The following is a 24,749-nucleotide window of genomic DNA, read 5'->3' on the forward strand; positions in this document are numbered from 1 at the left end:
ATCTCGGCGCCGCCGCGAGCGGCGGGTAAGGTTTCGCCTCCGCAAAAACCGTGCCGGTTCCGGCGCGGCGTGGTCGAGGGGTTCGGGGCGGTCGGTGGCGGGGTTTTCCAGAGTCCGCCGCGCCGCCCATGGAAAAACGCCGCCCCGGCGGCGGCGATAACCTTCCCGTACCAGCACATAACCCCGAGGTTTTCAGCGATGGTCTTCTATGATTATCTGATCCTGATCGCCACCGTGGTGTTGCTCAGTTTGGGCAACTGGCACTTCTACTTCCGCGATCGGCGGTTGAGCTATTTCTTCATCTTCGGTTCATTGGGGTTGTTCGCGTTGGGCTTCGTCTTGTCGGCCTTTGTCCGGGGCGACCTCGACGCCGCCTACGCCCTGATGTTGACCTTCCTGATCGCCTACGTCGCCGAGCGGATCGGTTTCATCATTCTGCGCCGGGTGTTGGCGGCCAAGCACCGTCGGGAGGAGGAAGCGCCGGGTGAACAACAACAGGAGGAGGGTTCCGGCGAGGATCGCGGCCAGTAGGCCGCCGGTCGTAGCCAGACCGTGGGTGGGTCCCAGCTCGAGGGCCGCCAGCGGGGCCAGCAGGATCAGTGCGGGCAGCCAACTGCCCGCGGCCAGGGTCAGCAGGGCGCTCAGGCCGCCGACGAGGAGGCCGCGCGCCGTGGGGACGGCGGCGGCGACGATCAGGCAGCCCCAGACGAGGCGTACGGCGAAGGGCCGTTCGGGTAGCAGTAGGGGCAGCAGGCGGAAGGCGAGGTAACCCAGACCGACGGCGGCGGTCAGGTGGGCGGCGGCGCTCCAGAGGTCGGGTCGGGCGTCGGGCCGGCGCAGTTCGGGGAAGATCAGGACGGCCGCGGCCAGGGCGGCCGCCGTGAGTACGAGCAGGCGGTAGACGCTGGCGGGCTTTTCGGCGGGCGAGCCGCTGCGCCAGATCCAGACCAGGGGCAGGGCCAGGCCGACCAGGACGAAGGTCAACAGGCGGTGGAGGAACTCGAAGGCGGGATCGGCGTCGCAGACCCAGCGCACGGCGCAGAGCCCGCCGTAGGCGAGGAGGATCGCGGCGGCGCCGAGCAGGCGGGCGCGGGGCTGAACCGGGGCTCTGTTCATGTGTGCCAGCGGATGTGCCAGCGGAGCTTTCCGTTTGAGCTGTGCAACCGACCGTCGGGGGTCAGGCAGGGGGCTATGTCCGACAACGCTCCAGTCGAGGCGATTATAGGGCGGTGCGCCGGAGCGGTCAAGGTGCCGGTTCTGCTGGTGCTGTTGCTGGCCGTCGTCGTTCTGGGTGACGGCTACGCCGACGCCCGCCGCCTGGCCGACGAGGGGCGCTACGCCGAGGCCGTCGCCACCCTTGAGGCCTACCTGGAGAGCGGTGAGAGCTTCAGCGATCAGAGCCGCAGCCGCTACGAGAGCCTGCTGTTCCTCTGGCGACGGGAGACGGGGACTGGGGAGGCGGCCCTGGCGGAGTTGCTGCGCCTGCCCGAGCGCTCGTCTGTCTTGGAGCCCGCCGTGGATGCCCTGGCCGTCGAGTTCGCCGAAAACCCGCGGCGTGCGGAGCTGTTTTCGGCGGCCTGTGAAGCCCACCCGGCCTGGCGGACGGTGCTCGAGGAGTTGGGGGTCCGGTTGCTGGCGCTGCGGGCCGCCGATGTCGCCGCGCGCCTGGCCGGGGCCTATCCCAGCGATGCCCGGCGGGTGTTGCGTGAGCTGGCCGATGATCCGGAGTCGGCGGCGACAGCTCTGGCGGCCTATGGGGGTGACGCGCGGCGGCTCGACATCCCGACCTGGAGGCTGTACCTGGAGTTGGTGGAGAGCGCCCGGGGGGGGGCGGCGGCGTTGACGGAGGCCCGGGCGCGGCTGGAGCTCGAGCCCACCCGCCACGACTGCCGCCTCGAGGTCAGCGAGCGCCTGCGCGGGCTGGGCCGTCCGGCCGCGGCCTACGAGCTGTGGACGGGCATCGACGATTCCGGCGACAGCCGCATCCCTCTGGAACGCGGCGAGTGTCTCTACGAGCTGGGACGGGTCGATGAGGCCGTCGCCGCCTGGCGCGGCCTGCTGACCAGCTCGAGCTACCTGACCCCGGGTCGGGTGCGTCAGTTGGCCGACGTGCTGGCCGGTCACGGTCTCACCGACGAGGCCCTCGAGCTGCTGGAGAATCCGCCGACGGGGGAGCTGAGCGACTACGCCCGGCGGATCGTCGAGCTGCGTCTGGGACTGGGGCAGCGTGCGGCGGTCGCCGAACTCCTCGTACGCCTGCTGGAGGTTGAGCCCCAGCAGAGCTGGGCCGCCGAGGAGCTGCTGGGGTTCGGCGCTCGCCGCGAGTGGGCGCTGCTGGCCCTGGAGGCCCTCGGCGACCGCGGCGGACGGCTGTTCACCCGTCTGCGGTTGCGGCTGCTGCTGGCGCCCTGGGCCGTTGAGGAGCCCGACGACGAAGCCGGTCCCCTGGAGCACCCGCTGCGCGAGTCCCGGCCGCGGTGGCTCCTGGCGGACGAGGCCCGCCGGGCGGTGGAGGAGTTGATCGACGGCTGGTCCTCCGGCGGGGAGGAGCCCCGGCACCTCGAGGATTACGCCGTGGAGCTGCTCGGGGCGGCCGTCGAGGCCGGGTTGGCGCAGGACGCTTTAGTTTGGGCGCGTCGCCTGGCCCGGTTACCGGGGCTGGACGCGGGAACGCGGGAGGCGCTGCTGGCCGCGGGTTACGCCCCGGCCGCCGCGGCCGGGCTGCCGGCCGATGCAGGCGCCGTCGCCGATGACCTGAACCAGGTGGGAGCGGTCCCGGCGGTTCGCTGGTTCGCGGCTCGGCACCTGCTCTACGGCGGTGAGCCCCGAACGGCCCTGACGCTGTTGGAAGAGCTGGACCCGGTGGAGGTCTCCGGCTTGGGTTCCCGGCGCGCCGCCCTCGTCGAGGCCCACCTGCGGTTGGGCGAACTGGAGCGGGCGGCGGCGGTTTTCGCTGAGCCCCTGGACGAGGTCCACCCGCCCCGCGAGGCCGATCCGCTCTACGAACTGGCCCGGTTGAAGCTGCTGCTCACGGCGGAACGACCCGCCGCCGACCTTGAACCGGCCGGGGCCGTCGCCACCGCGCGGCTGTTCGTCGAGCTCCACGGCGACGACCCTCGGGCCGCCGAGCTGGTGGAGTTCATTCTGGCCGCCTCCCAGCTCGACGCCGACGGCGATCCGGAGGATTTCCGCCGGCTCTGCGCCGCCTGGGCCGCCGAGATCCACGGTGACTTCTCCGCGGGTATCGAACTGTTGCGGGCCGCCGCCGCGGGGGGCGACGAGTTGTCCCGGACCGCCGCCCTCCGGCTGGCCCGCCTCCTCGAGGCCGACGGACGTCGGCGGGAAGCCCGGGAGGCCCTCGACGGCCTCCTCGAGGACAGCGGCGCGCTGACCGACCAGGCGCTGGCCCTGGCCGCCTACCTGGAGGCCGACTACCTCGACGACCCCGCCGCGGCCCGGGAGCACCTGGCCCGGCTGCTGGCCGACCATCCCCACTCGGCCCTGCGCGAGTACGCCCGGCGCACCCTGGGCGAGTTGATGGAGGATTGACAGGGCGAGCGGTGGGGCGACAGGCTGAGCCATAAGCGGAACCGGCGGGTTGACCCGCCGGTTCTTCACGTCTCTCCCTGTTCCGGCTACGGCCGGTCGTAATGCTGGAACAGCGGCGGCGGCGGCTCGCGCCGTACCCCGTCTAGGCCTTGGACGCGCACTCCGGCGGCGGCCTCGACGACGACGCCGACGGGCCGCAGTTGAAAGTCGGCGCGCTCCATCCCCGCCGGGCCGGTGACCAGCAGGCGGAAGTCCTCGCCCCCGCCCAGGGCCAGCTCGAGGGGACTGAGTTCCATCGCCGCCGCAGCCGCGATCAGGGGTTCGGGCAGCTCGAGGGCCGCTTCCTCGAGCAGTACGCCGACGGCGGAAGCGGCGGCCAGGTGGTGCAGTTGCTCGCCGAGGGAGTCCGAGGTGTCGGCGGCCGAGGTCAACCGCCCGTCGCGCCATAGATTGACCCCGAGTTGCAATTCGATCCGCGGGGTGAGAAAAGCCTTGCGCAGCTTCTCGGAGCCGGCGATGTCGATGTCGGGGTGCTGGAGGTGCCAGAGTCCGGCGGCGGCCTGACCCGTGGGTCCGCTCAGATAGACCGTGTCGCCGACCCGGGCGCCGTCGCGCCCCCCCGTCGCCCAGGTGCTCGGCCGGCGGCCGACGACGGTGACGTCGAGGGACAGCGGGCCGGGGGTGCTGACCAGATCGCCGCCGACGAAGACGAACTTGCCCCAGTCGCCACGCTGGAAGGGCAGGTCCATGTCGTCGGTGGCTCGGAGCAGGCCCCGGTAGAAGCGCTCCAGCAGCTCGATCTCCAGTTCGGGGGGCACGGAGAGGCTCAGCAGACCCCACAGCGGCGTGGCGCCGAAGGGTGCCAGATCGCTCAGCGCGGCCAGGGCGGCCCGGCGGCCGGCGTCCTCCGGTCCGATGATCTCGAGGTCGAAGTGCACCCCCGCCGTCTGGCCGTCGCAGGTCAGCACCAGATCGTAGCCGGCGGGCGGGGTGACCACGGCGGCGTCGTGGCCCGGACCCAGGCGCACCCCCCGGGCCAGGCTGCGGCTGATGCGGTGCAGTCCGCTGGCCGGTTGACGCTCCTCGCGCTCGATCTCCAGCAAGTCCGGACTGGTTTCCAGCAGGTCCGTAGTAGTATAGAGGATGTCGTTGAGGCGCTCGAGGGCGCCCTGCTCGCCCAGCTCGCTCAGCCGCATGGTCGCTCCTTCGGTTGGTGGCCTTGGGCGGGGGGTGTGTCCAACGCCTAGTATAGCAGATGAGACCGCGAGCGGCGAAAAACCGGCCTCGATGTGATGCGGCTCACAGAAACGTACCGGGAAGCCGCTATACTGCCCTAATCGCTCGCGGAGAAGGCCGTTCCATGATCTGCACCCCCGACCGATCCTCGATCCACCTCATGTCGGTTCCTTGACAGACCACGGACAGACCACGGACAGATCACGGAAAGATCACGGCCCGGGAAAAAGCCATCTCATCTTCACCGCGGCTAGAAATTTATCAAGCCCTGTGCTAAACTGTGTTAATCTTTCGCCGGTCACACAGGATAAAAAAACAGCAAAACTCGACGCTTTCCTTACCTCCCTTGAAAACCTCCCTTGAAAACGTCCCTTGAAAACCTGATCATCTATCGTGTCCCAGTCTATCGTGTCCCAGTCTATCGTGTCCCAGTCTATCGTGTCCCATCCGCCGGCCCTTATCGTTCACGCAGCAACCGGCCGGCCAACAAGAGGAGTTAACCATGAAGAAGGTTCTGCTAGTCATGCTCGTCCTGGCCCTGATCATTCCGGCCTTCGCCATCGACAAGAACGGCCTGCTCGAAGCCGGCCTGCGCATCTTCTACTGGATGCCCCAGGGTAACTTCGGTGAAGCCTACGACGCCTCCCTCGGCTTCGGCGCCAAGGTCGGTTACGGCGTTTCCTCAAACTTCGAGGTCGTCGGTGAAGCCTGGTACGGCCTGGCCGACTTCAACGAGAACTACTGGGGCCTGGACTACTGGGATTACGAAGATGCCACCCCGTACCTGACCCAGTTCAGCGCGGGTGCCCGGGTCAACTTCTCCCCCTACAGCCAGTTCGACCCCTACGCCCAGTTGACCGCCGGTTACTACATGTGGGCGATGTACAAAGAGGTCGGTGTCGACACCGACGGTGACGGCGACATCGATGAGTATCAGTACCAGCTCGTCGAGGACGACTCCACCCGCAAGTTCGGCATCAACGCCCGCCTAGGCGGCGAGTTCTTCACCTCCAAGACCATGTCCATCGACGTGGGTGTCGGCTGGAACTCGATCTTCAGCGTCGAGGTCCCCGAGCCCGTCGACGTCGACGGCGACGGCTTCTACGATGCCGGTGAGTGGAACTACGTTGAAGAGACCGTCAACGTGCTGACCTTCAGCGCCGGCGCCAACTTCTACTTCTAGTCACCCGCTCCACCAACGAGGGGCCCCGCCGGGGGCCCCTCGTTGTATCTTCCTTGCAGCTTGCGCCGGTGGAGCGCCCCGCGGCGCGGCGGACGGGGGAGTCCCTTTCCGCGCTCCGATTTGTTATCCTTGGGTTCACAACCCCGAAGGAGGCTTTAGTGAACAAGGCGTTGATGATTCTACTCTGCATCGGCGCGACGGCGGCGGGCGCCGCCGTCGCCGGCGACACCGCCCTGGCCCTCGAGGGTGGCTGGTGGACGCCCCAGGGCGCCCTGGCCGATTCACACAACGGTCTTTGGTCCGTCGGGGCCACCGTGGGCCTGCGCGTTCTGGACGAGCTCGAGGTCTATACCCGGGGCTGCTACGGCGAGGCCGAATTCGTCGAGGATTTCTGGGAGAGCGGGGTGCCGGACTTCGAACCCCGCGGACGGATGCTGTCCCTGGGCCTGGGCGCCCGCTACGGCTTCCCCCTCCAGGCCTTCTTTCCCTACCTGCGCGCCGGAGTGAACTACGGCTTCTGGCTCTCCCATCAGCCAGTGCCCCAGATGGGCTGGTTCCCGGCTCAGAGCGAGGCCTTCGGCATCGATGCCGGCCTGGGCCTCGAATACTTCCTCGTCGAGAGCCTGTCCCTGCGCCTGGACGCCGGCTACACCTACTACTTCAACCTCGAGGTCCCCGAGGGCGTCTGGCAGGAGTCCGAGTTCGGCTCCTACTGGGGGCTGGAGTTCAACGAGGAGAACGTGGGCGCCCTGGCCGTCGGGCTGGGGGTCGCCTGGTACCTCTAGGGGAACCACGGCGCTCGGGACGGCGTATCCCTTAGCGCGCCCCGGCGCCGTCGTGCTATAATCCTCCCCTGTCCGACCACTTCCGAGGGGGTCTGCGGCTCTTGCGTAAACGCTGCCTGATCATTTTCTTACTCATCGTTCTCGCCGTGCCGGGGTTGGCCGTCGATAAGACCGGCCTGTTCTCCGTGGGCGGCCGCGCCGCACTCTGGGCCCCCCTGGGCGAGTTCCCCCAGGCCGTGGACACCAAGGGCCGGGTCGGCCTGACCGTCGGTGTCGGCTTCGCCGAGGCCTGGTCGATCCTGATCAGCGGGAGTTACGATTTCGCCGAGCAAAAGGACGATTACTTCGACGACGCCTTCGAAGACGCCGCCGACGATTTCGCAGCCGACTTCAACATGCTCGAAGCCCACTTCATGCTGCGTTGGAACCTGACGCCCCGGGCCCGCTTCGATCCCTTCGTCCAGTTCGGCGCCGGGATCTTCTCCTTCCCGGTCTACCAGATGCGCGACGACAACGACGACGGCTACGCCGAGCACCTGTCGACCAACCTCGACGAGAACTACGGACCGGTCTACAGCGCCTACGTCGGCATCGGCGGCGAGTTCTTCACCGAAGCCTTCCTCAGCCTGGAATTCGAGATCGGCTACGATGCCGTCTTCGACTTCCCCGTTCCCCGGCGCACCACCGAGGAAGAAGAGGACCTGCGCTACTACTACTACGAAGAACAGCTCCTCCACCTGCTCAGCTTCGGCATCGGCGTCAACCTCTATATCTAGCGCCCGCGACCCCCCTCACTGACCAACCGGCGGCCCTGCGGCCGCCGGTTGGCGCGCTGTCGCTCCATTGCCGGCCAAGCGGCCGACCGGTGAAAACAGCCCCGCGTGAGGCCGACGACCAACGCCGACCAACGCCGCGCCGGAACTGGCACGGTTTTTGCGGAGGGGGACCGTTATCGTCGTGGGTAACGGTCGCCGAGATGCAAAAACCGTGCCAGTTCCGGCGCTCGTGGGGTAGGTATCTTTGACGCTTATCGTTGTCGGGCTGTTTTCACCGGTCGGTCGTCAACGGGGGTCGGGCGCATCACAGGCGGATCACCCGCCGGCCCTCGAGGCGGTAGCGGCCGGCGAGGACCAATCCGGCGGCGGCGGGGTAGAGTTGGTGTTCCTGTTCGAGGATCCGTGCGGCGAGGGTTTGCGGCGTATCGTCGTCGCGGACCTCGACGACGCGTTGGTCGATGATCGGTCCGCCGTCGAGGCTGGCGTCGACGAAGTGGACGCTGCAACCGGCGTAGCGCACACCGTATTCCCAGGCCCGGCGCTGGGCATCGAGTCCGGTGAAGGCGGGCAGCAGGCTGGGGTGGATGTTGAGGATGCGTTCGGGGAAAGCCTCGAGCAGGGGTCGTTTGATCACGCGCATGAAGCCGGCCAGGCAGACCAGTTCGACGCCGGCGTCGGCCAGGGCCGCGGCGTAGTCGCGGGCGTCGTCGCCGGCCAGCTTGGTGCGCCATTTGCGCGGCGGCAGGGCCCGGGCCGGTACGCCGAGTTCACGGGCCTTGGCCAGGCCGGGGGCCGTGGGATTGTCGGCGATGACCAGGGCCGGTTCGGCCTCCAAGCGGCCGTCGCGGCAGGCCTCGATGAGGGCGGTCATGTTGGAGCCCCGTCCGCTGATCAGGATACCGATGCGTTTGGCTGGCACAGGCAAGACCTCCGGTGGGTGGTGACGGCGGCGGGTGTTCGGCCCGGTGGACCCGGCTTGCCCCGGGACCCCCCGAGAGTCTACAATAAGCGGCGACCGCTTGACCAATGGGGAGGCGTGTTGAAAGGGATGACGACGCCGGAGGAGTTGCTGGAGCACTGGGCGGCTGCGGGGCGGCCACGGCGGGTGGTGTTCACCAACGGCTGTTTCGATCTGCTGCACCCGGGCCACACCCGTTACCTGGCGGCGGCGCGGGAGCTGGGGGATTGTCTGGTGGTCGGTCTCAACGACGACGCCGGCGTGCGACGGCTCAAGGGAAAAAACCGCCCCTTCGTCAGCGCGCCGTTGCGCGGCGAGGTGTTGGCGGCCCTGGAAGCCGTCGATTTCGTCGTTCCTTTCGGCGAGGACACACCGTTGGCCCTGATCGAGGCGCTGCGGCCCGATGTGCTGGTCAAGGGCGGTGATTACACCGCGGAGCAGATCGTCGGCGCCGCCGAGGTGGAGTCCCGGGGCGGTCGGGTCGTCGTGCTGCCGCTGGAGGCGGACTTCTCCACGACGGCCCTGGCCATCGTCGTCGCCGAGGGGGTGGCCGGCGACCTGGGTTGGCGCGTCGAGCACGTGCCCTACGGTCCGGGGATGGGGGAGCGGGCGGCGGCGATCAAGGAGGGCCGCGAGCGGATCATCAAGGGTCAGGCCGGCGGGAAGGAATCGTGAAATCGCCCCGGACCCTCTGCGTCATCCCGGCGCGCTACGCCAGCAGCCGGTTGCCGGGCAAGCCGCTCAAAGAGCTGGCGGGGCGGCCGTTGATCCTGCACACCGTCGAGCGGGCCCGGGCGGCGGCCTCCCTGGACTGGATAGTGGTGGCCACCGACGACGAGCGCATCGCCCGGGTGGTGCGTGAAGCCGGCGGGGACGCCGTGGTGACGCCGGAGCTGCCCTCGGGCACCCACCGCGCGGCTCACGTGGCCGCCAAGATCGACTGCCGTTTCGTCATCAACCTTCAGGGTGACGAGCCCCTGGTGCCGCCGGAGCTGCTCAACGCCCTGACGGCCCGGCTGGCGGCCGGGGCCGAGATCGCCACCGTTGTCCACCAGTCGGCCGATGCGGCCGATTACGGCGACCCCAACTGTGTCAAGGTCGTCGTCGACGCCGCGGACCGGGCGCTGTACTTCAGCCGGGCCCCCCTGCCCCACCACCGTGAGGGCCAGGGGCCGCCTCCGGGCGGTTTCCTGCGCCACGTCGGCGTCTACGGCTTCACCCGCCAGGCCTTGTTGAAGGCCGTCGAGCTGCCGGACAGTCCGCTGGAGCGCGCCGAGGGTTTGGAGCAGTTACGCTGGCTGGCCGGTGGGATGGCGATCGACTGCGTGCGTACCGACTGGGCGGGCGTCGGCGTCGACACACCGGCGGATCTGGAGCGGGCGCGACGCCTATTGAGCGAGGAGAATGATGCCCGATAACCATCGACTGGATCACGGCGGCCGGCTGCCCGACGTCGCCCGCGAAGCCCCGACCCACGCCCTGCCGCTGAACAAGGTCGGCGTCAAGCACATCCTCTACCCGATCACGGTGATGGACCGCACCCGGGGCTGGCAGTCGACGGTGGCCCGAGTGAATATGTACGTCGACCTGCCCAAGGACTTCCGCGGCACACACATGAGCCGCTTCATCTCGATCCTCAATGATTTCCGCGGCCGCATCTCCTACGAGACCTTCAAGGAGATCATCAACGAGACCCGGCGGCAGTTCAAGGCCGAACGGGCCCACCTCGAGCTGCGTTTCCCCTACTTCATCGAGAAGACGGCCCCGGTCTCCGGAGAGAAATCACTGATGGAGTACCGGGCCGGTTTCCTCGTCGAGGGCAACGGCGACAATTTCGCCATCACCGATCTGGTCAGCGTCCCGGTGATGAGTCTGTGTCCCTGCTCCCGGGAGATCGCCGAGCGCGGGGCCCACAACCAGCGCTCCGTGGTCCGATTGCGCGTTGACAGTCAGAAGCTGATCTGGATCGAGGAGTTGATCGAGATCGCCGAGGAATCGGCCAGCGCGCCCCTCTACGCCTTGTTGAAGCGCGAGGACGAAAAGGCGCTGACCGAGCGCAGCTACGATAACCCACGCTTCGTCGAGGACATCGTCCGCGCCGTGGCCCATCGCCTGGACGCCGACGACCGTGTCGACGCCTACCACGTCGAGTGCGAGAACTACGAGAGTATCCACAACCACAGCGCCTACGCCAGTCTGGCCCGGGACTGAAGCAGACCGCCGGCCGGTCGCCGGGCGACCATTGCCAATGAGTCCGCGCGGGAAGGGGCGCTCGGGTCGCTCTAGGCGAGGAGCCGGCACGGTTTTTGCATCTCGGCGACCGTTACGGACGAGTTTGACGGTCGGCCTCCGCAAAAACCGTGCCGGCTCCGGTGCCGGATTTGGCCGGGTTTGCACGGCGGCTTGGCAATGGTCGCCGGGGCTTCCGGGGCGGCGGATGCAGCGTTGAGATGCATCCGGCTCCAGCGGATCGAAGTTGAAGGTACGGCTGACGGCTCTGGTGACGGGTTAGCTACGGGCCGGCCGGCTGTCGAAAACCAGCGGTCCGGTACAGAGTTCGTTCGAGATAACACGCTTGCTATCTTCTAGTTACAAGTCTGGTCGGTTTGTCCGCGGGGGTTGAAGCTGGAACGCTTTCTTCAGCATGACTCGATCGGCCGCCAGTTCGATTGGCAACGGTGTTTTACTGCTGAGCGGAATGATTGCTCCGGTTGAGGTCACGATCAATATCGGGTTATCGATATCTGATGGGGTAGAACTAATCCCGTCGCTACCGAGCGTACGATAACAGCGGTCAATCGGACAATTGGCAGCCTGTTCTGCCGGCCTGATTTGGTCCGTTATTGCAGTTCAACGGCCAGGGACAACGGCCCCCGGCAACCCGGCGCCTGGTGGGTACCGCCCGGGGTCACCGGCGGAGTCGACCGTCTAAGCGCCGAACAACTCGCACAGACAAGGGGGTGGCAAGTAGGGCGTTCCGTGGGCGCTGTAATCAGCCCGCGACGACCAGGCCGCTCGCTTTGTTCAGCGCTTGCAATCGATGACGCGGCGGAGCCGTTCCAGCAGATCCACGGGGACGAACCCCGTGTGTTATACTCCGAGGTGACTTGATTATCCTCAAGCTTAATGGGAGGTGCCCCACCGATGCGGTTCAAGGTTTTTTGGCAGCGCACCTGGCGGCTGACGCTCTTCGGAGTCCTGGCCGCCTTTTCATTCACCCTGCTGTATTATCTCTTCCTGCTGTTCACTCCCCAGCCGACCTTCCATTTCAACATCCTCGGCGTCACCGGCTACAGCCGTCTGCTGTACATCGTCGGTGCGTTGACGATCATGCCCCTGATCGGCGGCCTGTTCGCCCTGCTGACGGCGGCGCTCTGGCAGTGGGCGAGCCGGCTGTTCAAGGACCTCGACGATAAGCGCCGTGAGCTCTACGGCCTGATCGCCGTCGCCGTGGTCGTCGTCGGCCTGCTCGGATTTCCGCGCAACCCGGCCAGGTTGGCCCGTATCTGGGTGCTGTCGCCCTATCTGCTTTCGCTGGGCGTCGCGGCGGGCCTGGTGCTGCTGGCGCACCGGGGTTCGAAGGTGGTGCGTTGGGGTCGGCGCGTCGCCGGCTGGCTGCTGGGTTTGATGATCCCGGCCTACGTCGGCCTGTTCTTTTTCGGCGTCGGGCACTTCGATTACCTGCCCCCCGAGGACGACTCCCCCGCCGACAACATCGTCGTCATCCTCTCTGACGCCCACCGCGCCGACGCGGCCTCCCTCTACGGCGGTCCGGCGCCGACGCCCAATCTGGAGCGCTTGGCCGCGATGGGCGTGAGTTACGATTACTGCATCGCCGATTCCAACTGGACCCTGCCCTCGACGGCATCGCTGTTCACCGGCACCGAGCAGGCGGTCCACGGGGTGGACTGGACCATCCCGCTGGCCCCGCTGCCCACCCTGGCCGACCAGCTGCGCCGCCGGGGCTACCGCACCTGGGGCCTGCTGTGCAGCGAGGCGATCAAGCCCTCGACGGGTCTCTACCGGGGTTTCGAGACCTACTGCAACTTTTCTCATCGCCAGGTGACCGCCCTGGGCACCAATTACAACAACTGGAGCACCTACGGCTTCTTCCTCGAGCTGGGCGCCGAGTACCTGGCCGAGGTGTTCATCGACCACGTCAAGCGCATCCCTCTGGAGCAGCTGGTGGAGCTGGCCGGGGAGCTGCCCGCCGCGGGCGGCGTCTTCGCCTATGTTCACCTCTACGAGCCCCACGACCCCTACGCCCCGCCGCAGCGCTACCGGCCCGCCGACGACTACAGCGGTCCCTACGAGGAATCCTCGGGCTTCTTCTATCCGCCCCACGCCAGGGATCGCGGCGAAGCCGTATCCGAAGCCGAAAAGGAGCATATCCGCGGCCTGTACCTGGGCGAGGTGCGCTACGAGGACGAGTATTTGGGGCGCTTCCTCGACGTGCTCGAGGCGCGGGGCCTCCTCGACAACACCGCCGTCTTCTATCTGGCCGATCACGGCGAGCAGTTCTGGGAGCACGGCCGCGTCGGCCACGGCGAGTCGCTGCACGTCGAGGAGCTCCACGTGCCCCTGGCGGCCTACTGGCCCGATGAGTTGGAAGGCGGTTTGCGACACGGCGCCCCAGTCCGGCTGAGCGACGTCTACGCCACCATCCTCGAACTCGGCGGCGTCGACTGGCGCGCTCCGGCGGTTACCGCCCGACCCCTGACCGCGCCGCCGGAGCCCCAACGTCGGCTGTTCGCCGAGAAGCTGGTCCATGACGAGCCCGAGCACCGCGACAACCAGGTCGCCGTCTACGATCCGCGGGGAACCCTGATCCTGCACCGCGCCAGCGGTGAGCTGGAGCTTTACCTGCCCGGCGATTACGCTCAGGAACGCGAGGTCGGTGACGAGTATCCGCTGCTGCGGCGGGAGCTGCTGGCGGTGTTGCTGGAATACGACGCCGTCAACCAGCGGCACCGTCGGAGTTACAATCCCACCCTGCAGGCCCTCAGCGGCGACGACCGCGAGGATCAGCTCGAGAGCCTGCGCTCGCTGGGGTACATCCAGTAGATACCAGCCGTACCCGTGGACCGAGCAAGATGCGAAAAAACAGGGGCGCGCAGGCTTGCGCGGGTCCGCTCAGCTGGGCGAAGCGGGCGGTTGATCCGGTTGCAGCGGTTCACCGCCGACGGGACAGTGCGTCGGGGGGAGCGACGGGTCAGCCGCCGCTGAAGCGGCATCCCGGGGTTTTCCGGCCGGCGGGGTTTTCGTCCAGGTGTTATCATCCCAGGGCATGTCGAGCACCGGAATGAACCGGGGTCCAGCCGACAAGCCGATTACTGAGTAGATGTTCAGGTGGGACTTGCGGCTGTTCGAGGCGCATCGACCCGGAGGCACCGAGCCGTACCGGGCGCAGCCGAATAGAGGCGGCGCGGTCGTTCTCACCGCCCTCGCCGAGGCCTGCACGGTCCGTGGCCTAGCGCAGCGTACGTCTGGCGGGGATGACACCGACGGGTCCAGCCGAGCGGGCCGACTACCGCTCACTCCCCCGGCCCCTTTTGATTAATCGACCTGATTGGTGTATAATCCGGGGGTCTTGAGACTTTCTCAACTTAACCCCCACGGAGCCGCCCCATGGCCGACAACGGACGCGAGGAACGGGACGCCCGGCGCCCCGGCGAGGACGAAAAGCGCTGGCAACTGCGCGTGGCCGTCAACCGCAAGCTGGACACCTTCAAGAACAAGCTGCTCGTCTTCTCGGGCAAGGGCGGCGTGGGCAAGTCCACCGTGGCCGCCAACCTGGCCGTCTTGCTGGCCGAGCGCGGCCGCAAGGTCGGGCTGCTGGACATCGACTTCCACGGCCCCTCGATCCCCAAGCTGATGGGCGTCGAGGGCAAGCAGATGCCCACGGTCGGCGAGGACGTCGCCCCGGTCATCGGACCCGCCGGCGTCGAGGTCGTCTCCCTGGGCTTCCTCCTGGCCGACCCCAAGCAGGCCACCATCTGGCGCGGGCCGTTGAAGATGGGCGTCATCCAACAACTGATCGGCACCGTGGCCTGGAGCGAGCTGGACTGGCTGATCATCGACTCCCCGCCGGGCACCGGCGACGAGCCGTTGAGCGTGGCCCAGACCATCGTCGGCGCCTACGGCCTCCTCGTCACCACCCCGCAGCGGCTGTCGACGGCCGACGTGCGGCGCAGTATCGGCTTCGCCGAGAAGGTGGGTATGGAGCTGGTCGGTGTCCTGGAAAACATGGCCGGTCTCGTCTGTCCCCACTGCGGCGGCGAGATCGACGTCTTCGGTTCCGGCGGCGGGGCGGAAATGACCACCGAGGCCGAGGTGCCCTTCCTGGGCAGCGTGCCCCTGGACCCGCGCGTGGTGGGCGGCGGCGACGAGGGCCGACCCGTCGTGCTCGAGCTGCCCGATTCGCCGGTCAGCGCCGCCCTGAAGCGCGCCGCCGACAAGCTGCTCGAGCTGGAATAACCCCGCCGCCAAGCCTGACTGCTGTGAACGGGCGGGGTCTCCCGCCTGTTCGTTTGTCGATCCAGCCCGAGGAGCGAAGATGCGCTGTCACGACTGCCGCCTGGACCACTCCTGCACCAACGGCCGCAACTGCACCCCCTGGGACGTCGAGGAGCACGCCGCGCGCTACGACGATCAGTCACGGCGACTGCTGGACGCCGCCGCCGAGGTGGAAGCCGAGGGCTACCTCGAGCTGACCCGGCTGGAAGAGTTCGCCCTGTTCTGCCGAAAGCTGAACGTCGAGCGCGTCGGGTTGGCCTTCTGCATCGGCTCGGCCGAGGAGGCAGCCGTCGTCGGCGCCTTCCTCGAACGCCGGGGCTTCGCGGTCTCCTCGGCCTGCTGCAAACTCGGCGGGGTGCCCAAGGAACGCTTCGGCCATCCACCCGTGGCCGGCTCCTCGGGCGGCTCCTGCTGCAACCCCCTCGGCCAGGGAGCGATCCTGGAACGCGACGGCTGCTCGATCATCGGCTCCATCGGCCTCTGCGTGGGCCACGACGCCCTGCTCAACCACGGTGCAACGATCCCCGTGGTGACCCTGATCGCCAAGGATCGGGTCACCGGCCATAACCCCGCCGCGGTGATCTACAATCAGTACCTGCGCCGCCGGCTGGAATAGGGAGGACTCTGATCACGAAGACGTCGGCCCGCCACGGCGAACGGTAAACGCGGAAAGCGCGCTGCACCGCCGCGCCGAAGCCGCCGACAGAACACCGTCGGCAACCGGAGGTCGACGACGGCTCCGCGCCGGAACTGGCACGGTTTTTGCGGAGGCGGACCGTTAAAGGCGGCGCTAACGGTCGCCGAGAAGCAAAAACCGTGCCAGTTCCGGCGCGGCGGGGGGCGGGGTTTTCAGCGGCTTCGGCGCGGCGGGTGTATCGGCGGTCGCGTGACAACCCACTTGTACGTCAAGGGGTTGCGTCGGGTTCCAAAAAGGGGCTTGACTTGCCTTTTTCACCTGTGTTAGATTTCCACGCGAATTGACCGGGTGTCAGAAACCAGTGTTCGGCAGGTTCCGGCGCCCACGAAACGCCCACGAAACGGCCACGAAGAAACGCCCACGAAACGCCAACGGAACGCCAACGGAACGCCCACGGAAAACAACTAACGGTTAAGGCTTGCGTTTGGGTTTTTTTACCCTGCCGTCGAAGGTGAAATGAGCTACTGCGGTAAAAGGTATCCCGGACATTTGGATCGCCGGAGTCAGAGCGGCGGCTGCCAGGTTTCGCGCCGGTTGGCCATCCGCTCGGCGCAGATGGCCGTGCACGAGCACCAGCTCATGCACGACCTGTTCGGCTATTACCGTGATGAAACGGGAAACGGCAGTACAACGCTCGTGTTCTGAATCGGGGAAACGCCTATGGTTTGGCGTTTCCTTTTTATTAACCGTCGCCGGGTGCAGCGTTCAGGTCGCGTTGCGCCGACCACGGCCGGCGAAATGAAGGCGCTAATCAAGCCGCTTTTCGGGCGCCGCAGGCGTCCGACCGACACCGCCACGGTGTCGTCCAACCGCGTGACCGGCTGTGCCGGGAGCGTGCAAACAAGTGGGGGATCCCGTCCGTTTCCGGACCTTATCTCCCCGAACAACACTTAGCTGGTCTGCTTTTGACGTTCGTTGTCAACGTCAACTAAAGAAACCTCAAAGGAGGCTTACGTGAAGAAGTACACCATCATCCTGGCCCTGCTGGCCCTGGTTCTGTCCCTGGGCTTCATCGGCTGCGACGAAGAGGGCGAAGAGGCCGACGGTGAAGACACCGAAGAAACGGCCGAGGCCGACGGCGATCTGCCCGTCATCGCCGTCAACGGCTCCACCACCGTCACCCCGATCATGCAGAAGGTGGCCGAGGTCTATGAAGGCGCCGAGCTGACCATCTCCGGCACCGGTTCCGGCGACGGCATCAAGGCCCTCATCGACAACAACTGCGACGTCGCCATGGCTTCGCGCAAGATGAAGGACAAGGAAGCTGAAGAGGCCGCCGCCAACGGCGTGGAGACCGAAGAGGTCGTCATCGCCAAGGACGGCATCGCCATCGTCGTGCATCCGGACAACCCCGTCGAAGAGCTGACCATGGAACAGCTCAAGGAAATCTACCTCGGCAACGTCAGCGACTGGTCCGAGTTCGGCGGCTCCGGTGAGATCACCGTCGTGACCCGCGAGAGCTCCTCCGGTACCTTCGGCGTCTTCTCTAAGCTGGTCATGGACAAGGAGCCCGTCGTGGCCGAAGCCGTGCAGCAGAAGTCCAACGGCGACGTCGTCCGCACCGTCGCCGGTGCCGAAGGCGCCATCGGCTTCATCGGTCTGGGCTACCTGGACGACTCCCTCAAGGGCGTCAAGATCGACGGTGTCACTCCCTCCGTGGAGACCGTCGTCGACGGCAGCTACCCCATCAGCCGTGACCTGAACCTCTACGTCCCCGCCGATCACCCCGAGCACGTCGCCGCTCTGCTCGAGTGGATCAAGAGCCCCGAGGGCCAGAAGATCGTCGAGGAAGAGGGCTTCGTTCCCCTGAACTAGTTTCCTCCCCGGAAGCTGGTTAAGCAGTAAATAACGTGGGCGGCGGTCGCTATCCGCCAACCGGAAGTGCCGCCGCCCCGTAAAACGAGCAAAAAGCAAATGGCCAAAGACAGCGAAAGCAGCATCAAAACCATCCTGACCGTCTTCGCCGTGCTGTCCCTGGTGTTCCTGGCCGGCATCATGGTCACCCTGATGAGCCAGGCCGTGCCTTTCTTCGGGGAGTACAACTTCGGCGAGTTCCTGACCGGGACCAAGTGGTACCCGACCCAGGAGACCCGCGACGAGGAGGGCGAGTGGCAGTACGATCCGGACTTCGGTCTGTTGCCGCTGCTGTGGTCGTCAATCTATGTCACAATCCTGGCCCTGGTCATCGCCGTACCGCTGTCGATCGGCTCGGCCATTTTCCTGGCGGAGATCGCCCCGCCCTGGCTGCGCGAGGTGGTCAAACCGATCATCGAGCTGCTGGCGGGGATCCCCAGCGTCGTCTTCGGCTTTGTCGGTATGGTGTTGATCGGGCCGTTCATTAAAGAGCTCTTCGACCTGCCCATCGGTCTTAACGCGCTCAACGCCGGTATCATCCTGGCCTTCATGGCCTATCCGACGATCACCAGCCTGGCCGAGGACGCCATCACCGCCGTGCCCAACGATATCCGCGAGGCCTCGCTGGCCATGGGCGCCAACCGTTGGGAGACGATGAGCCGGGTGGTCCTGCCGGCCGGCAAGTCCGGCATCTACTCCGCCATCATTCTGGGCTTCGGCCGCGTCGTCGGCGAGACGATGACCGTGCTGATGGTCGCCGGCGGCGGTACGGCCCTGACTCTGGACCCCCTGGTGCCGATGCGGCCGATGACGGCCACCATCGCCCTGGAGATGGGCGAGGCCGTCCAGGGCGGCACCCACTACCACGCCTTGTTCATGCTGGCCCTGATCCTTTTCGTCATCACCCTGGGCTTCAATATGCTGGCCGAACGCATCTCGCGCCGCAGCAGCCTGAAAGCCAAGTAAACCGCCATGAGCACCAAATCACGCAACGCGCGCGCCAAGGTCATGTTCTCGCTCTGCGGGGCCTCGATCTTCATCGTCTTCGGCATGCTGATGCTGATCCTGGGCTTCATCATCGCCAAGGGCGCCCAGGTCATCAGTTGGGAGTTCCTTACCGAGCTTCCCAGGAACTCCATGACCGAGGGCGGCATCTGGCCGGCGCTGATCGGCACCCTGCTGCTGTCCCTGGGGGCGATCATCTTCAGCCTGCCCCTGGGCGTGCTGGCCGCCATCTACCTCAACGAATACTCGCGCGAGGGCAAGCTGCGCCGCTGGATCCGCATCGGTGTCAACTCCCTGGCCGGGGTGCCCTCGGTGGTCTTCGGCCTGTTCGGCCTCTCCCTGTTCGTCAATATCCTCGACTTCGGCATGAGCCTGCTGGCCGGGGCCCTGACCCTGGGGCTGCTGGTGTTGCCGACGATCATCCGCGCCACCGAGGAAGCCCTCAAGACGATCCCGATGAGCTTCCGCGAAGCCTCCCTGGCCATGGGCGCTACGCGCTGGCAGACGACGCTGCGCGTGGTCCTGCCCGCCGCCGTCGGCCAGATCATGACCGGCGTCATCCTGGCCATCGGCCGCGCCGCCGGGGAGACCGCCCCGATCATGTTCACCGCCGCCGTATTCTATATGCGCAAGGTAGAAATCGGCTTGTTCAAGCCGGTCATGGCCCTGCCCTACCACATCTACGCCCTGATGACCGAAGGTACCCACCGCGTCGAGCAGACCGCCATGGCCTACGGCACGGCCGTGGTGCTGCTGATGCTGGTCCTGTTAATCAACGGCGTGGCCATCTGGCTGCGAATCCGCACGAGGAAGCAGAAGAAATGGTAGAGACCCCGACCGTCAAGAAGACCCATCAGTTGCTGCCGCCGGAGCAGCTCAAGCCCAAGTTCTACATCGAGAACCTCGACCTGTGGTTCAGCGACGCCCACATCCTCAAGGATATCACCTGCAACCTTCCCGAGAAGCACGTCACCGCGGTGATGGGTCCCTCGGGTTGCGGCAAGAGTACCTTCCTGCGGGTTCTCAACCGGATGCACGACCTCAATCCGGACTGCAAGATCACCGGTTCGGTCAAGCTGGAACAGACCAACATCTTCAGCCCCGAGGTCGACATCAACGACCTGCGCAAGGATGTCGGCATGGTCTTCCAGCGCCCCAACCCCTTCCCCAAGTCGATTTTCGAGAACGTGGCCTACGGGCTGCGCATCCACGGCGAGCGCAACCATAAGATCCTCGAGCAGCGCGTCGAGGACGCCCTGCGCGACGCCAACCTCTGGGACGAGGTCAAGGACAAGCTGCAGCAGTCGGCCTTCGAGCTCTCCGGTGGTCAGCAGCAGCGCCTGTGCATCGCCCGGGCCCTGGCCATCAAGCCCGACGTCCTGCTGCTCGACGAGCCGGCCAGCGCCCTGGACCCCATCTCGACGGCCCGCCTCGAGGAGCTGATCGAGGAGCTCGAGGGCCGCTACACCGTGGTCATCGTTACCCACAACCTGCAACAGGCCGCCCGCGTCTCCCAGTACACCGCCTTCCTGATGCTGGGCGAGCTGGTCGAGTTCGGCATCACCGACGAGATCTTCACCGCCCCCTCCGATGAGCGGACGGAGAACTACCTGCGCGGCATCTTCGGCTAGCCCCGCCCGCGCACCGAGTGGAAAAAAGAGGCGAAAACGGTTAAGATGTACGTGCTGGACTGATACATTGTTTCAACTGCAACCGACGGTCACCTTGGAGACAGCATGCTCGAGAAACGGATCCAGAACCTCGATGATCAGCTCAAGGAGATGGCCGGCCACGTCCGCCAGATGATCGAGAAGGCGGTCAAGGCCGTCAAGGACAAGGATCTCAAGCGCATCAGCGAGGTCAACGAGGCCGATGAGGTGCTGGCCAACCAGATGGAAACCTGGAACCTCGAGGAGGCCGTCCGCGTCATCGCCCTGTTCCAGCCCATGGGCGAGAACATCCGCCGCCTGATCACCATCGTGCTGACCAATCGCGACCTGGAGCGCATCGGTGACCACGCGACCAACATCGCCGGTCACGCCCGCTTCCTGGCCGAGAACGACCACGATCGTGTACCCACGGGCATCAACGCCATGGCCGAGATCGCCCTGCTGATGGTCGATCACAGCATCCAGGCCTACAAGTCCGGCGACGAGGAACTCGCCAAGCGGGTCATCTACCGCGACAATGAGCTCAACCGGCTGACCAAGCACACCATCGGCCACCTGCTCAAGGAGCTGGCCACCAACTGCGACGATCCCGAGTGCGATGAGGTGCTGGAGACCGAGATCCTCTGGCGCCAGGCGATGATCTGCCGCAACCTCGAGCGGGTCGGCGACCACGCCACCAACATCGCCGAGAGCGTCCTCTTCGTCGTCGAGAGCCACCTGCACCTGCATCACAAGCGGGAGATCGCCGAGGAGATCCGCCGCCTCGACGGCAAGACGGACGCCGGCGGAAACGACGAACCCGTCGAAGAGGACTAGGTGGCCTGACCCGCTCCACCGACTCCGCGGCGAGGTTGAACCGCCGGTTAGACACAGATTAACCGCTGAATAATCGCTGAATAACCGCTGATGGTTTCCCGACTGATCAACCAACGCTGAGATAACTATAAGCGATAACTATAAGCTTAGACCAACGATAAGCCAACAGCGCCCAGCGGTAACCCGTTGAAGTGTCAGAGTGAGAAGTGTCATAGTGAAGGGATAAAACGGTTTACATGTCGGCGGAGATATGCTAGACTACCGTAATTCTTTATCCGCAGCGCATATTAGCGGATAAACCCATGCGGTTCACTGTTTTCGGGCGATTTCTTCCGCCCGAGGAGCCGGGAAAAATCAAAAACCCGGTAGCGAAACAAGGCCGTCAGGCCGCAAGCTTTAACCAACCCTGGGCGGCGACTTCCGCCCGACGAACCCCGGCGGTTCGTGCAGCAACCCCGCAAGGGGTCGGCCTTCGGGCTGAAAAAGTGTGTGTTAGCAGCACCTGACTCGATCGGACCTGACCGTCCGCGTCGACTAAAACAAAACCTGAAACCTGGAGGTAAAGAGTGAAGAAGCTACTCACCATTCTGGCCGTTTTGGCGCTCGCCACCATGTCCCTGGCCAGCGTTACGGTTTTCGAGGGCGAGCAGAAGGACGTTGATTTCAAGGTCAAGGTCGGCGGCTACTTCCAGTTCCGCTGGGACTACGACCTGAACAACGCCGAAGGTAACGAAGCCGAGGGCGAAGGCAACCTCAAGGTCAAGCGTGCCAAGATCAGCTTCAAGGGCGACATCGGCGACTACTGGTCCTTCAAGGTCGTCGACTACGTCTCCAAGCCCGAGCTGGAAGAAATGGTGTTGACCTTCCAACCCGCCGATCTGTTCTGGATCGACTTCGGTCTGCTCAAGCCGGCCGGTTCCTACCTGCACAACTACAGCTCCTCGAAGCAGCCCTTCGTGGACCGTCCCGCTCACGACGGCTGGATGCCCAGCTTCTCCGAGGGTATGGCCCTCAACTTCGAGTACGAGAACTACATCCATCTGGCCATCGGCGTCTGGGACAACGACAACCTCGAGGCCTTCGAGACCACCGGCGGCGGCACCGACGCCCTGTCCGACATGGACCTGACCGTCTGGGCCAACAGCAAGTTCATGAAGGGTCTCAACCTCGGCGGTTTCTTCTACATGGGTAACGACCGCAGCGTTGAGGGTCTCGACGACGTGTTCATCCCCGTCATGGCTTACGGCGCCCACGCCAACTACACCTGGGACTACATCTATGCCGGTGTCCAGTACGTCGGCGGTTCCTGGAACATCTCCGAGGGCGTTGACGCTAACGGCGACACTCCCGAGGATTGGGAAGCCGATGACGTCTCCTTCATGGCCTTCTCCGGTGACCTGCTCGGTCGCTTCGCCATCGGCAGCGACTTCCTCGATATGATCGAGGTCGGCGGTCGCTTCGAGATGCTGGATCCGAACACCGACGGCGACGCCGAGTCCGACAGCTGGACCTTCATCACCGGTGGTTTCAACCTGTACTTCACCCCCGACCACTTCGCCAAGCTGCAGTTCAACTATGTCCACACTCTGCCCGAGGACGAGGATGTCCAGGGTGAGCAGGACGGCCAGATCGAGGCCATGCTGCAGTTGAAGTTCTAAGCACCTTTGGATTACGTCGGAGCCGCCCGCGCGGCGGCTCCGACAACATCCGCTCCCTTTCCTCCGGGGCAACACAGTTAACTTCATCACCCCCTATGACAGCTCCTTGGTGAACGTTGACTAACGGAAAACCGGAGGAAAACCCGGGGACGGCCTCAGCCGTCTCCGTTCCCCTTTCCCGCGAGGGCCGGATTTAGGTAAAGACGATACAACCCGACAGAAGCGTATCTCAAGCCGTAGCTCTATGATATTGCACCCTTTAGGGGTGTTTTTTTATTGGAATGTCAAATCGGTTGCGGGTCGGTTGAGGACTGAGTATCCAACATCAGCTCGGGGCTTGATGCACCGCCCTTTATCTGTGGAACGAGGCTCGAACCCCCTGCCCGATTCTTCGCCCCGCCGGGCGGGGTACGGAGCCCCCGACCGGTGCTCCCTGCGTCGACTAACAGCCGGGGCCGCCCGCCTGGACGACCCCGTTCCGACACACGCTTCAAAACGCTACAGCCCCGGCGGCAGCTCCCCGCCCAGGTTGCGCGGATCCAGCCCCAGGGACTTCAGCTTGCGCCGACCCTTCTTGCCCGACAGGCCGCTGAAGGCCTTGGCCATCTGGCGGTACTGGTTGAGCAACTGGTTGACCCGGGCCACGGTGACCCCGGAACCCCGGGCGATCCGCCGCCGCCGGGAGCCGTCGATGATATTGGGATAGCGGCGCTCCTTGGGGGTCATCGAACCGATGACGGCCTCGGAGCGCCGCAGCTCACGCTGCAGTTGGTCCTCGTCGGCCCCGGCCGCCAGGGAGCGCATCCCCGGCACCATCCCGATGATCTCGCTCATATCGCCCATCTGGGCGATACCGCGCAACTGCTCGGCGAAGTCGTTCAGGTCGAAGCCGCCCTTGAGCAGTTTCTGCTCCAGTTTCTTCGCCTGCTCCTCGTCGTAGACCCGCCGGGCCTTCTCCGCCAGCCCGATGACATCGCTCAGGCCCAGGATGCGCCGGGAAAGACCGTCGGGACGGAAGACGTCCAGGTCGTCGGGACGTTCCCCGGTGCCGACGAAGCGCACCGGCAGCCCCAACCCGCCGGCGATCGAGAGGATGCAGCCGCCGCGGGCGTCGCCGTCCAGCTTGCTGACGATCACACCGTCGAGCTCCAGCCGCTCGTGGAAGGCCTCGGCCACGTTGAGAGCCTCCTGGCCCGTCATGGCGTCGACGACCAGCCAGACACCCTGGGGCCGCAGGGCCCGCTTCTGCTCGACCAGCTCCGCCATCAGCTCCTCGTCGAGTTGGAGCCGCCCGGCGGTGTCGACGATGGTCAACTCGTGGCCCTGGGCTTCGGCCAAACGCTTGCCGGCCAGGGCCGTCGCCGTCGGTCCCTCGACGAAGGGCTCGCGAGGGTAGACCGCGGTCTTGATCAGATCCGCCAGCTTGACCAACTGCTCCCGGGCCGCCGGTCGCCGGGTGTCCGTGGCCACCAGCAGACAGGAACGGCCTGCGGCGCCGAAGCGCCTGGCCAGCTTGGCCGCCGTCGTCGTCTTGCCGCCACCCTGCAGTCCCACCAACATCACCAGGGCCGGACGGGGCAGGTTGAGCCGGGCGTCGCTGCGCTCCAGCAGCACCCGCAGCCGCCGCTGGACCACGCCGATGAAGTGCTGGCCCGGCGTCAACGATTCCAGCACCTCCGCGCCGAGGGCGTCCTCCTTGACCCCCTTGAGGAAACGCTTGACCACGCGCAGGTTAACGTCGGCCTCCAGCAGGGCCACCCGGACCTCGCGCAGAGCCTCCTTGATATTCTGCTCGCTGAGCTTGCCGCGCCCGCTGAGACGCTTGAACAAACCGCCGAGCCGCCTGGTCAATCGTTCGAACATCTTCGTACCTCTGGCTTACAGCTAACCTTACACTGACGAAAAGCACTACACCCAACCACCCGTAGCGGCTCGGAACGTTGAAAAACAGCTACGGCTGCGCTGAGCCGCCGCCGCCGGAACTGGCACGGTTTTTGCGGAGGCGGACCGTTGCCGCCGTCCCAACGGTCGCCGAGATGCAAAAAC

The 24,749-nt window shown here is 65.9% G+C and carries 21 protein-coding genes; 17 read left to right on the forward strand and 4 right to left on the reverse strand.

Annotation, left to right across the window (positions count from 1 at the left end; all coding sequences use genetic code 11):
- Nucleotides 1-309: 309 nt before the first annotated feature.
- Entirely contained in the window at nt 310-1,116 is an 807-nt protein-coding gene (locus tag GF399_08050) for a hypothetical protein (protein MBD3400270.1), read from the reverse strand.
- 132 nt (nt 1,117-1,248) lie between these two features.
- Between GF399_08050 and GF399_08055 the strand changes: the two genes are divergently transcribed.
- Nucleotides 1,249-3,549 (forward strand): hypothetical protein, encoded by a 2,301-nt coding sequence (locus tag GF399_08055; protein MBD3400271.1) that lies wholly within the window; start codon nt 1,249-1,251, stop codon nt 3,547-3,549.
- Nucleotides 3,550-3,635: 86 nt separating this feature from the next.
- On the opposite strand, the gene GF399_08060 is transcribed toward GF399_08055, so the two are convergent.
- Complete coding sequence (locus tag GF399_08060; GenBank protein ID MBD3400272.1) at nt 3,636-4,745, reverse strand: hypothetical protein; 1,110 nt, start codon at nt 4,743-4,745, stop codon at nt 3,636-3,638.
- Between the two features lie 542 nt (nt 4,746-5,287).
- On the opposite strand from GF399_08060, the gene GF399_08065 reads away from it, so the two are divergent.
- The 3 genes from GF399_08065 to GF399_08075 all read left to right on the forward strand — a co-directional run bounded on the left by GF399_08065 (nt 5,288) and on the right by GF399_08075 (nt 7,529).
- A complete protein-coding gene (locus GF399_08065; GenBank protein ID MBD3400273.1) occupies nt 5,288-5,968 on the forward strand; it encodes an outer membrane beta-barrel protein in 681 nt (226 codons plus the stop codon).
- 158 nt (nt 5,969-6,126) lie between these two features.
- Nucleotides 6,127-6,753, forward strand: a complete 627-nt coding sequence (locus GF399_08070) for an outer membrane beta-barrel protein (protein MBD3400274.1) — start codon at nt 6,127-6,129, stop codon at nt 6,751-6,753.
- Between the two features lie 101 nt (nt 6,754-6,854).
- A complete protein-coding gene (locus GF399_08075; protein ID MBD3400275.1) occupies nt 6,855-7,529 on the forward strand; it encodes a hypothetical protein in 675 nt (224 codons plus the stop codon).
- Nucleotides 7,530-7,833: 304 nt separating this feature from the next.
- On the opposite strand, the gene GF399_08080 is transcribed toward GF399_08075, so the two are convergent.
- Entirely contained in the window at nt 7,834-8,448 is a 615-nt protein-coding gene (locus tag GF399_08080) for a phosphoribosylglycinamide formyltransferase (GenBank protein ID MBD3400276.1), read from the reverse strand.
- A gap of 129 nt (nt 8,449-8,577) precedes the next feature.
- Here GF399_08080 and rfaE2 point away from each other — a divergent pair, with 129 nt between their 5' ends.
- The 13 genes from rfaE2 (at nt 8,578) to GF399_08145 (ending at nt 22,703) form a co-directional block, all read left to right on the forward strand.
- Nucleotides 8,578-9,162 carry a D-glycero-beta-D-manno-heptose 1-phosphate adenylyltransferase gene (gene rfaE2, locus GF399_08085; protein MBD3400277.1) on the forward strand — a complete coding sequence of 195 codons (585 nt, stop codon included), beginning with the start codon at nt 8,578-8,580 and terminating at the stop codon, nt 9,160-9,162.
- Nucleotides 9,159-9,905 (forward strand): 3-deoxy-manno-octulosonate cytidylyltransferase, encoded by a 747-nt coding sequence (kdsB, locus tag GF399_08090; protein MBD3400278.1) that lies wholly within the window; start codon nt 9,159-9,161, stop codon nt 9,903-9,905. Before rfaE2 ends, kdsB begins: the two co-directional genes overlap by 4 nt.
- Nucleotides 9,895-10,698 carry a GTP cyclohydrolase I FolE2 gene (locus GF399_08095; protein ID MBD3400279.1) on the forward strand — a complete coding sequence of 268 codons (804 nt, stop codon included), beginning with the start codon at nt 9,895-9,897 and terminating at the stop codon, nt 10,696-10,698. The genes kdsB and GF399_08095 overlap by 11 nt, the downstream gene beginning before the upstream one ends.
- Nucleotides 10,699-11,613: 915 nt before the next feature.
- Entirely contained in the window at nt 11,614-13,551 is a 1,938-nt protein-coding gene (locus GF399_08100; GenBank protein MBD3400280.1) for a sulfatase-like hydrolase/transferase, read from the forward strand.
- A 564-nt stretch (nt 13,552-14,115) separates the two neighbouring features.
- On the forward strand, nt 14,116-14,964 hold the full coding sequence (locus tag GF399_08105) for a P-loop NTPase (GenBank protein ID MBD3400281.1): 849 nt from the start codon (nt 14,116-14,118) through the stop codon (nt 14,962-14,964).
- A gap of 79 nt (nt 14,965-15,043) precedes the next feature.
- On the forward strand, nt 15,044-15,619 hold the full coding sequence (locus GF399_08110) for a DUF1847 domain-containing protein (GenBank protein MBD3400282.1): 576 nt from the start codon (nt 15,044-15,046) through the stop codon (nt 15,617-15,619).
- Nucleotides 15,620-16,156: 537 nt separating this feature from the next.
- A complete protein-coding gene (locus GF399_08115) occupies nt 16,157-16,345 on the forward strand; it encodes a hypothetical protein (protein ID MBD3400283.1) in 189 nt (62 codons plus the stop codon).
- A gap of 270 nt (nt 16,346-16,615) precedes the next feature.
- Nucleotides 16,616-17,515, forward strand: coding sequence for a phosphate ABC transporter substrate-binding protein PstS family protein (pstS, locus tag GF399_08120; protein ID MBD3400284.1), 900 nt, complete (start codon nt 16,616-16,618; stop codon nt 17,513-17,515).
- A gap of 99 nt (nt 17,516-17,614) precedes the next feature.
- Nucleotides 17,615-18,520, forward strand: a complete 906-nt coding sequence (pstC, locus tag GF399_08125) for a phosphate ABC transporter permease subunit PstC (GenBank protein ID MBD3400285.1) — start codon at nt 17,615-17,617, stop codon at nt 18,518-18,520.
- A gap of 6 nt (nt 18,521-18,526) precedes the next feature.
- Complete coding sequence (pstA, locus tag GF399_08130) at nt 18,527-19,387, forward strand: phosphate ABC transporter permease PstA (GenBank protein ID MBD3400286.1); 861 nt, start codon at nt 18,527-18,529, stop codon at nt 19,385-19,387.
- Entirely contained in the window at nt 19,381-20,190 is an 810-nt protein-coding gene (gene pstB / locus GF399_08135; GenBank protein ID MBD3400287.1) for a phosphate ABC transporter ATP-binding protein, read from the forward strand. Before pstA ends, pstB begins: the two co-directional genes overlap by 7 nt.
- Nucleotides 20,191-20,295: 105 nt before the next feature.
- Complete coding sequence (gene phoU / locus GF399_08140; GenBank protein ID MBD3400288.1) at nt 20,296-21,045, forward strand: phosphate signaling complex protein PhoU; 750 nt, start codon at nt 20,296-20,298, stop codon at nt 21,043-21,045.
- Nucleotides 21,046-21,611: 566 nt separating this feature from the next.
- Nucleotides 21,612-22,703 carry a hypothetical protein gene (locus GF399_08145; GenBank protein MBD3400289.1) on the forward strand — a complete coding sequence of 364 codons (1,092 nt, stop codon included), beginning with the start codon at nt 21,612-21,614 and terminating at the stop codon, nt 22,701-22,703.
- 498 nt (nt 22,704-23,201) lie between these two features.
- Here GF399_08145 and GF399_08150 read toward each other — a convergent pair whose 3' ends face one another.
- Nucleotides 23,202-24,566 carry a signal recognition particle protein gene (locus GF399_08150; protein MBD3400290.1) on the reverse strand — a complete coding sequence of 455 codons (1,365 nt, stop codon included), beginning with the start codon at nt 24,564-24,566 and terminating at the stop codon, nt 23,202-23,204.
- Nucleotides 24,567-24,749: the final 183 nt, after the last annotated feature.

The organism is Candidatus Coatesbacteria bacterium, assembly GCA_014728225.1.
Classification (GTDB): domain Bacteria; phylum RBG-13-66-14; class RBG-13-66-14; order RBG-13-66-14; family RBG-13-66-14; genus WJLX01.

What these genes read in the sequence shown, in the direction of transcription:
- GF399_08050 (MBD3400270.1), bottom strand. Translation starts at nt 1,116, where the DNA reads ATGAACAGAGCCCCGGTTCAGCCCCGCGCCCGCCTGCTCGGCGCCGCC.
- GF399_08060 (MBD3400272.1), bottom strand. Translation starts at nt 4,745, where the DNA reads ATGCGGCTGAGCGAGCTGGGCGAGCAGGGCGCCCTCGAGCGCCTCAAC.
- GF399_08065 (MBD3400273.1), top strand. Translation starts at nt 5,288, where the DNA reads ATGAAGAAGGTTCTGCTAGTCATGCTCGTCCTGGCCCTGATCATTCCG.
- rfaE2 (MBD3400277.1), top strand. Translation starts at nt 8,578, where the DNA reads ATGACGACGCCGGAGGAGTTGCTGGAGCACTGGGCGGCTGCGGGGCGG.
- GF399_08095 (MBD3400279.1), top strand. Translation starts at nt 9,895, where the DNA reads ATGCCCGATAACCATCGACTGGATCACGGCGGCCGGCTGCCCGACGTC.
- GF399_08100 (MBD3400280.1), top strand. Translation starts at nt 11,614, where the DNA reads ATGGGAGGTGCCCCACCGATGCGGTTCAAGGTTTTTTGGCAGCGCACC.
- GF399_08105 (MBD3400281.1), top strand. Translation starts at nt 14,116, where the DNA reads ATGGCCGACAACGGACGCGAGGAACGGGACGCCCGGCGCCCCGGCGAG.
- GF399_08110 (MBD3400282.1), top strand. Translation starts at nt 15,044, where the DNA reads ATGCGCTGTCACGACTGCCGCCTGGACCACTCCTGCACCAACGGCCGC.
- GF399_08115 (MBD3400283.1), top strand. Translation starts at nt 16,157, where the DNA reads ATGAGCTACTGCGGTAAAAGGTATCCCGGACATTTGGATCGCCGGAGT.
- pstC (MBD3400285.1), top strand. Translation starts at nt 17,615, where the DNA reads ATGGCCAAAGACAGCGAAAGCAGCATCAAAACCATCCTGACCGTCTTC.
- pstA (MBD3400286.1), top strand. Translation starts at nt 18,527, where the DNA reads ATGAGCACCAAATCACGCAACGCGCGCGCCAAGGTCATGTTCTCGCTC.
- pstB (MBD3400287.1), top strand. Translation starts at nt 19,381, where the DNA reads ATGGTAGAGACCCCGACCGTCAAGAAGACCCATCAGTTGCTGCCGCCG.
- phoU (MBD3400288.1), top strand. Translation starts at nt 20,296, where the DNA reads ATGCTCGAGAAACGGATCCAGAACCTCGATGATCAGCTCAAGGAGATG.
- GF399_08150 (MBD3400290.1), bottom strand. Translation starts at nt 24,566, where the DNA reads ATGTTCGAACGATTGACCAGGCGGCTCGGCGGTTTGTTCAAGCGTCTC.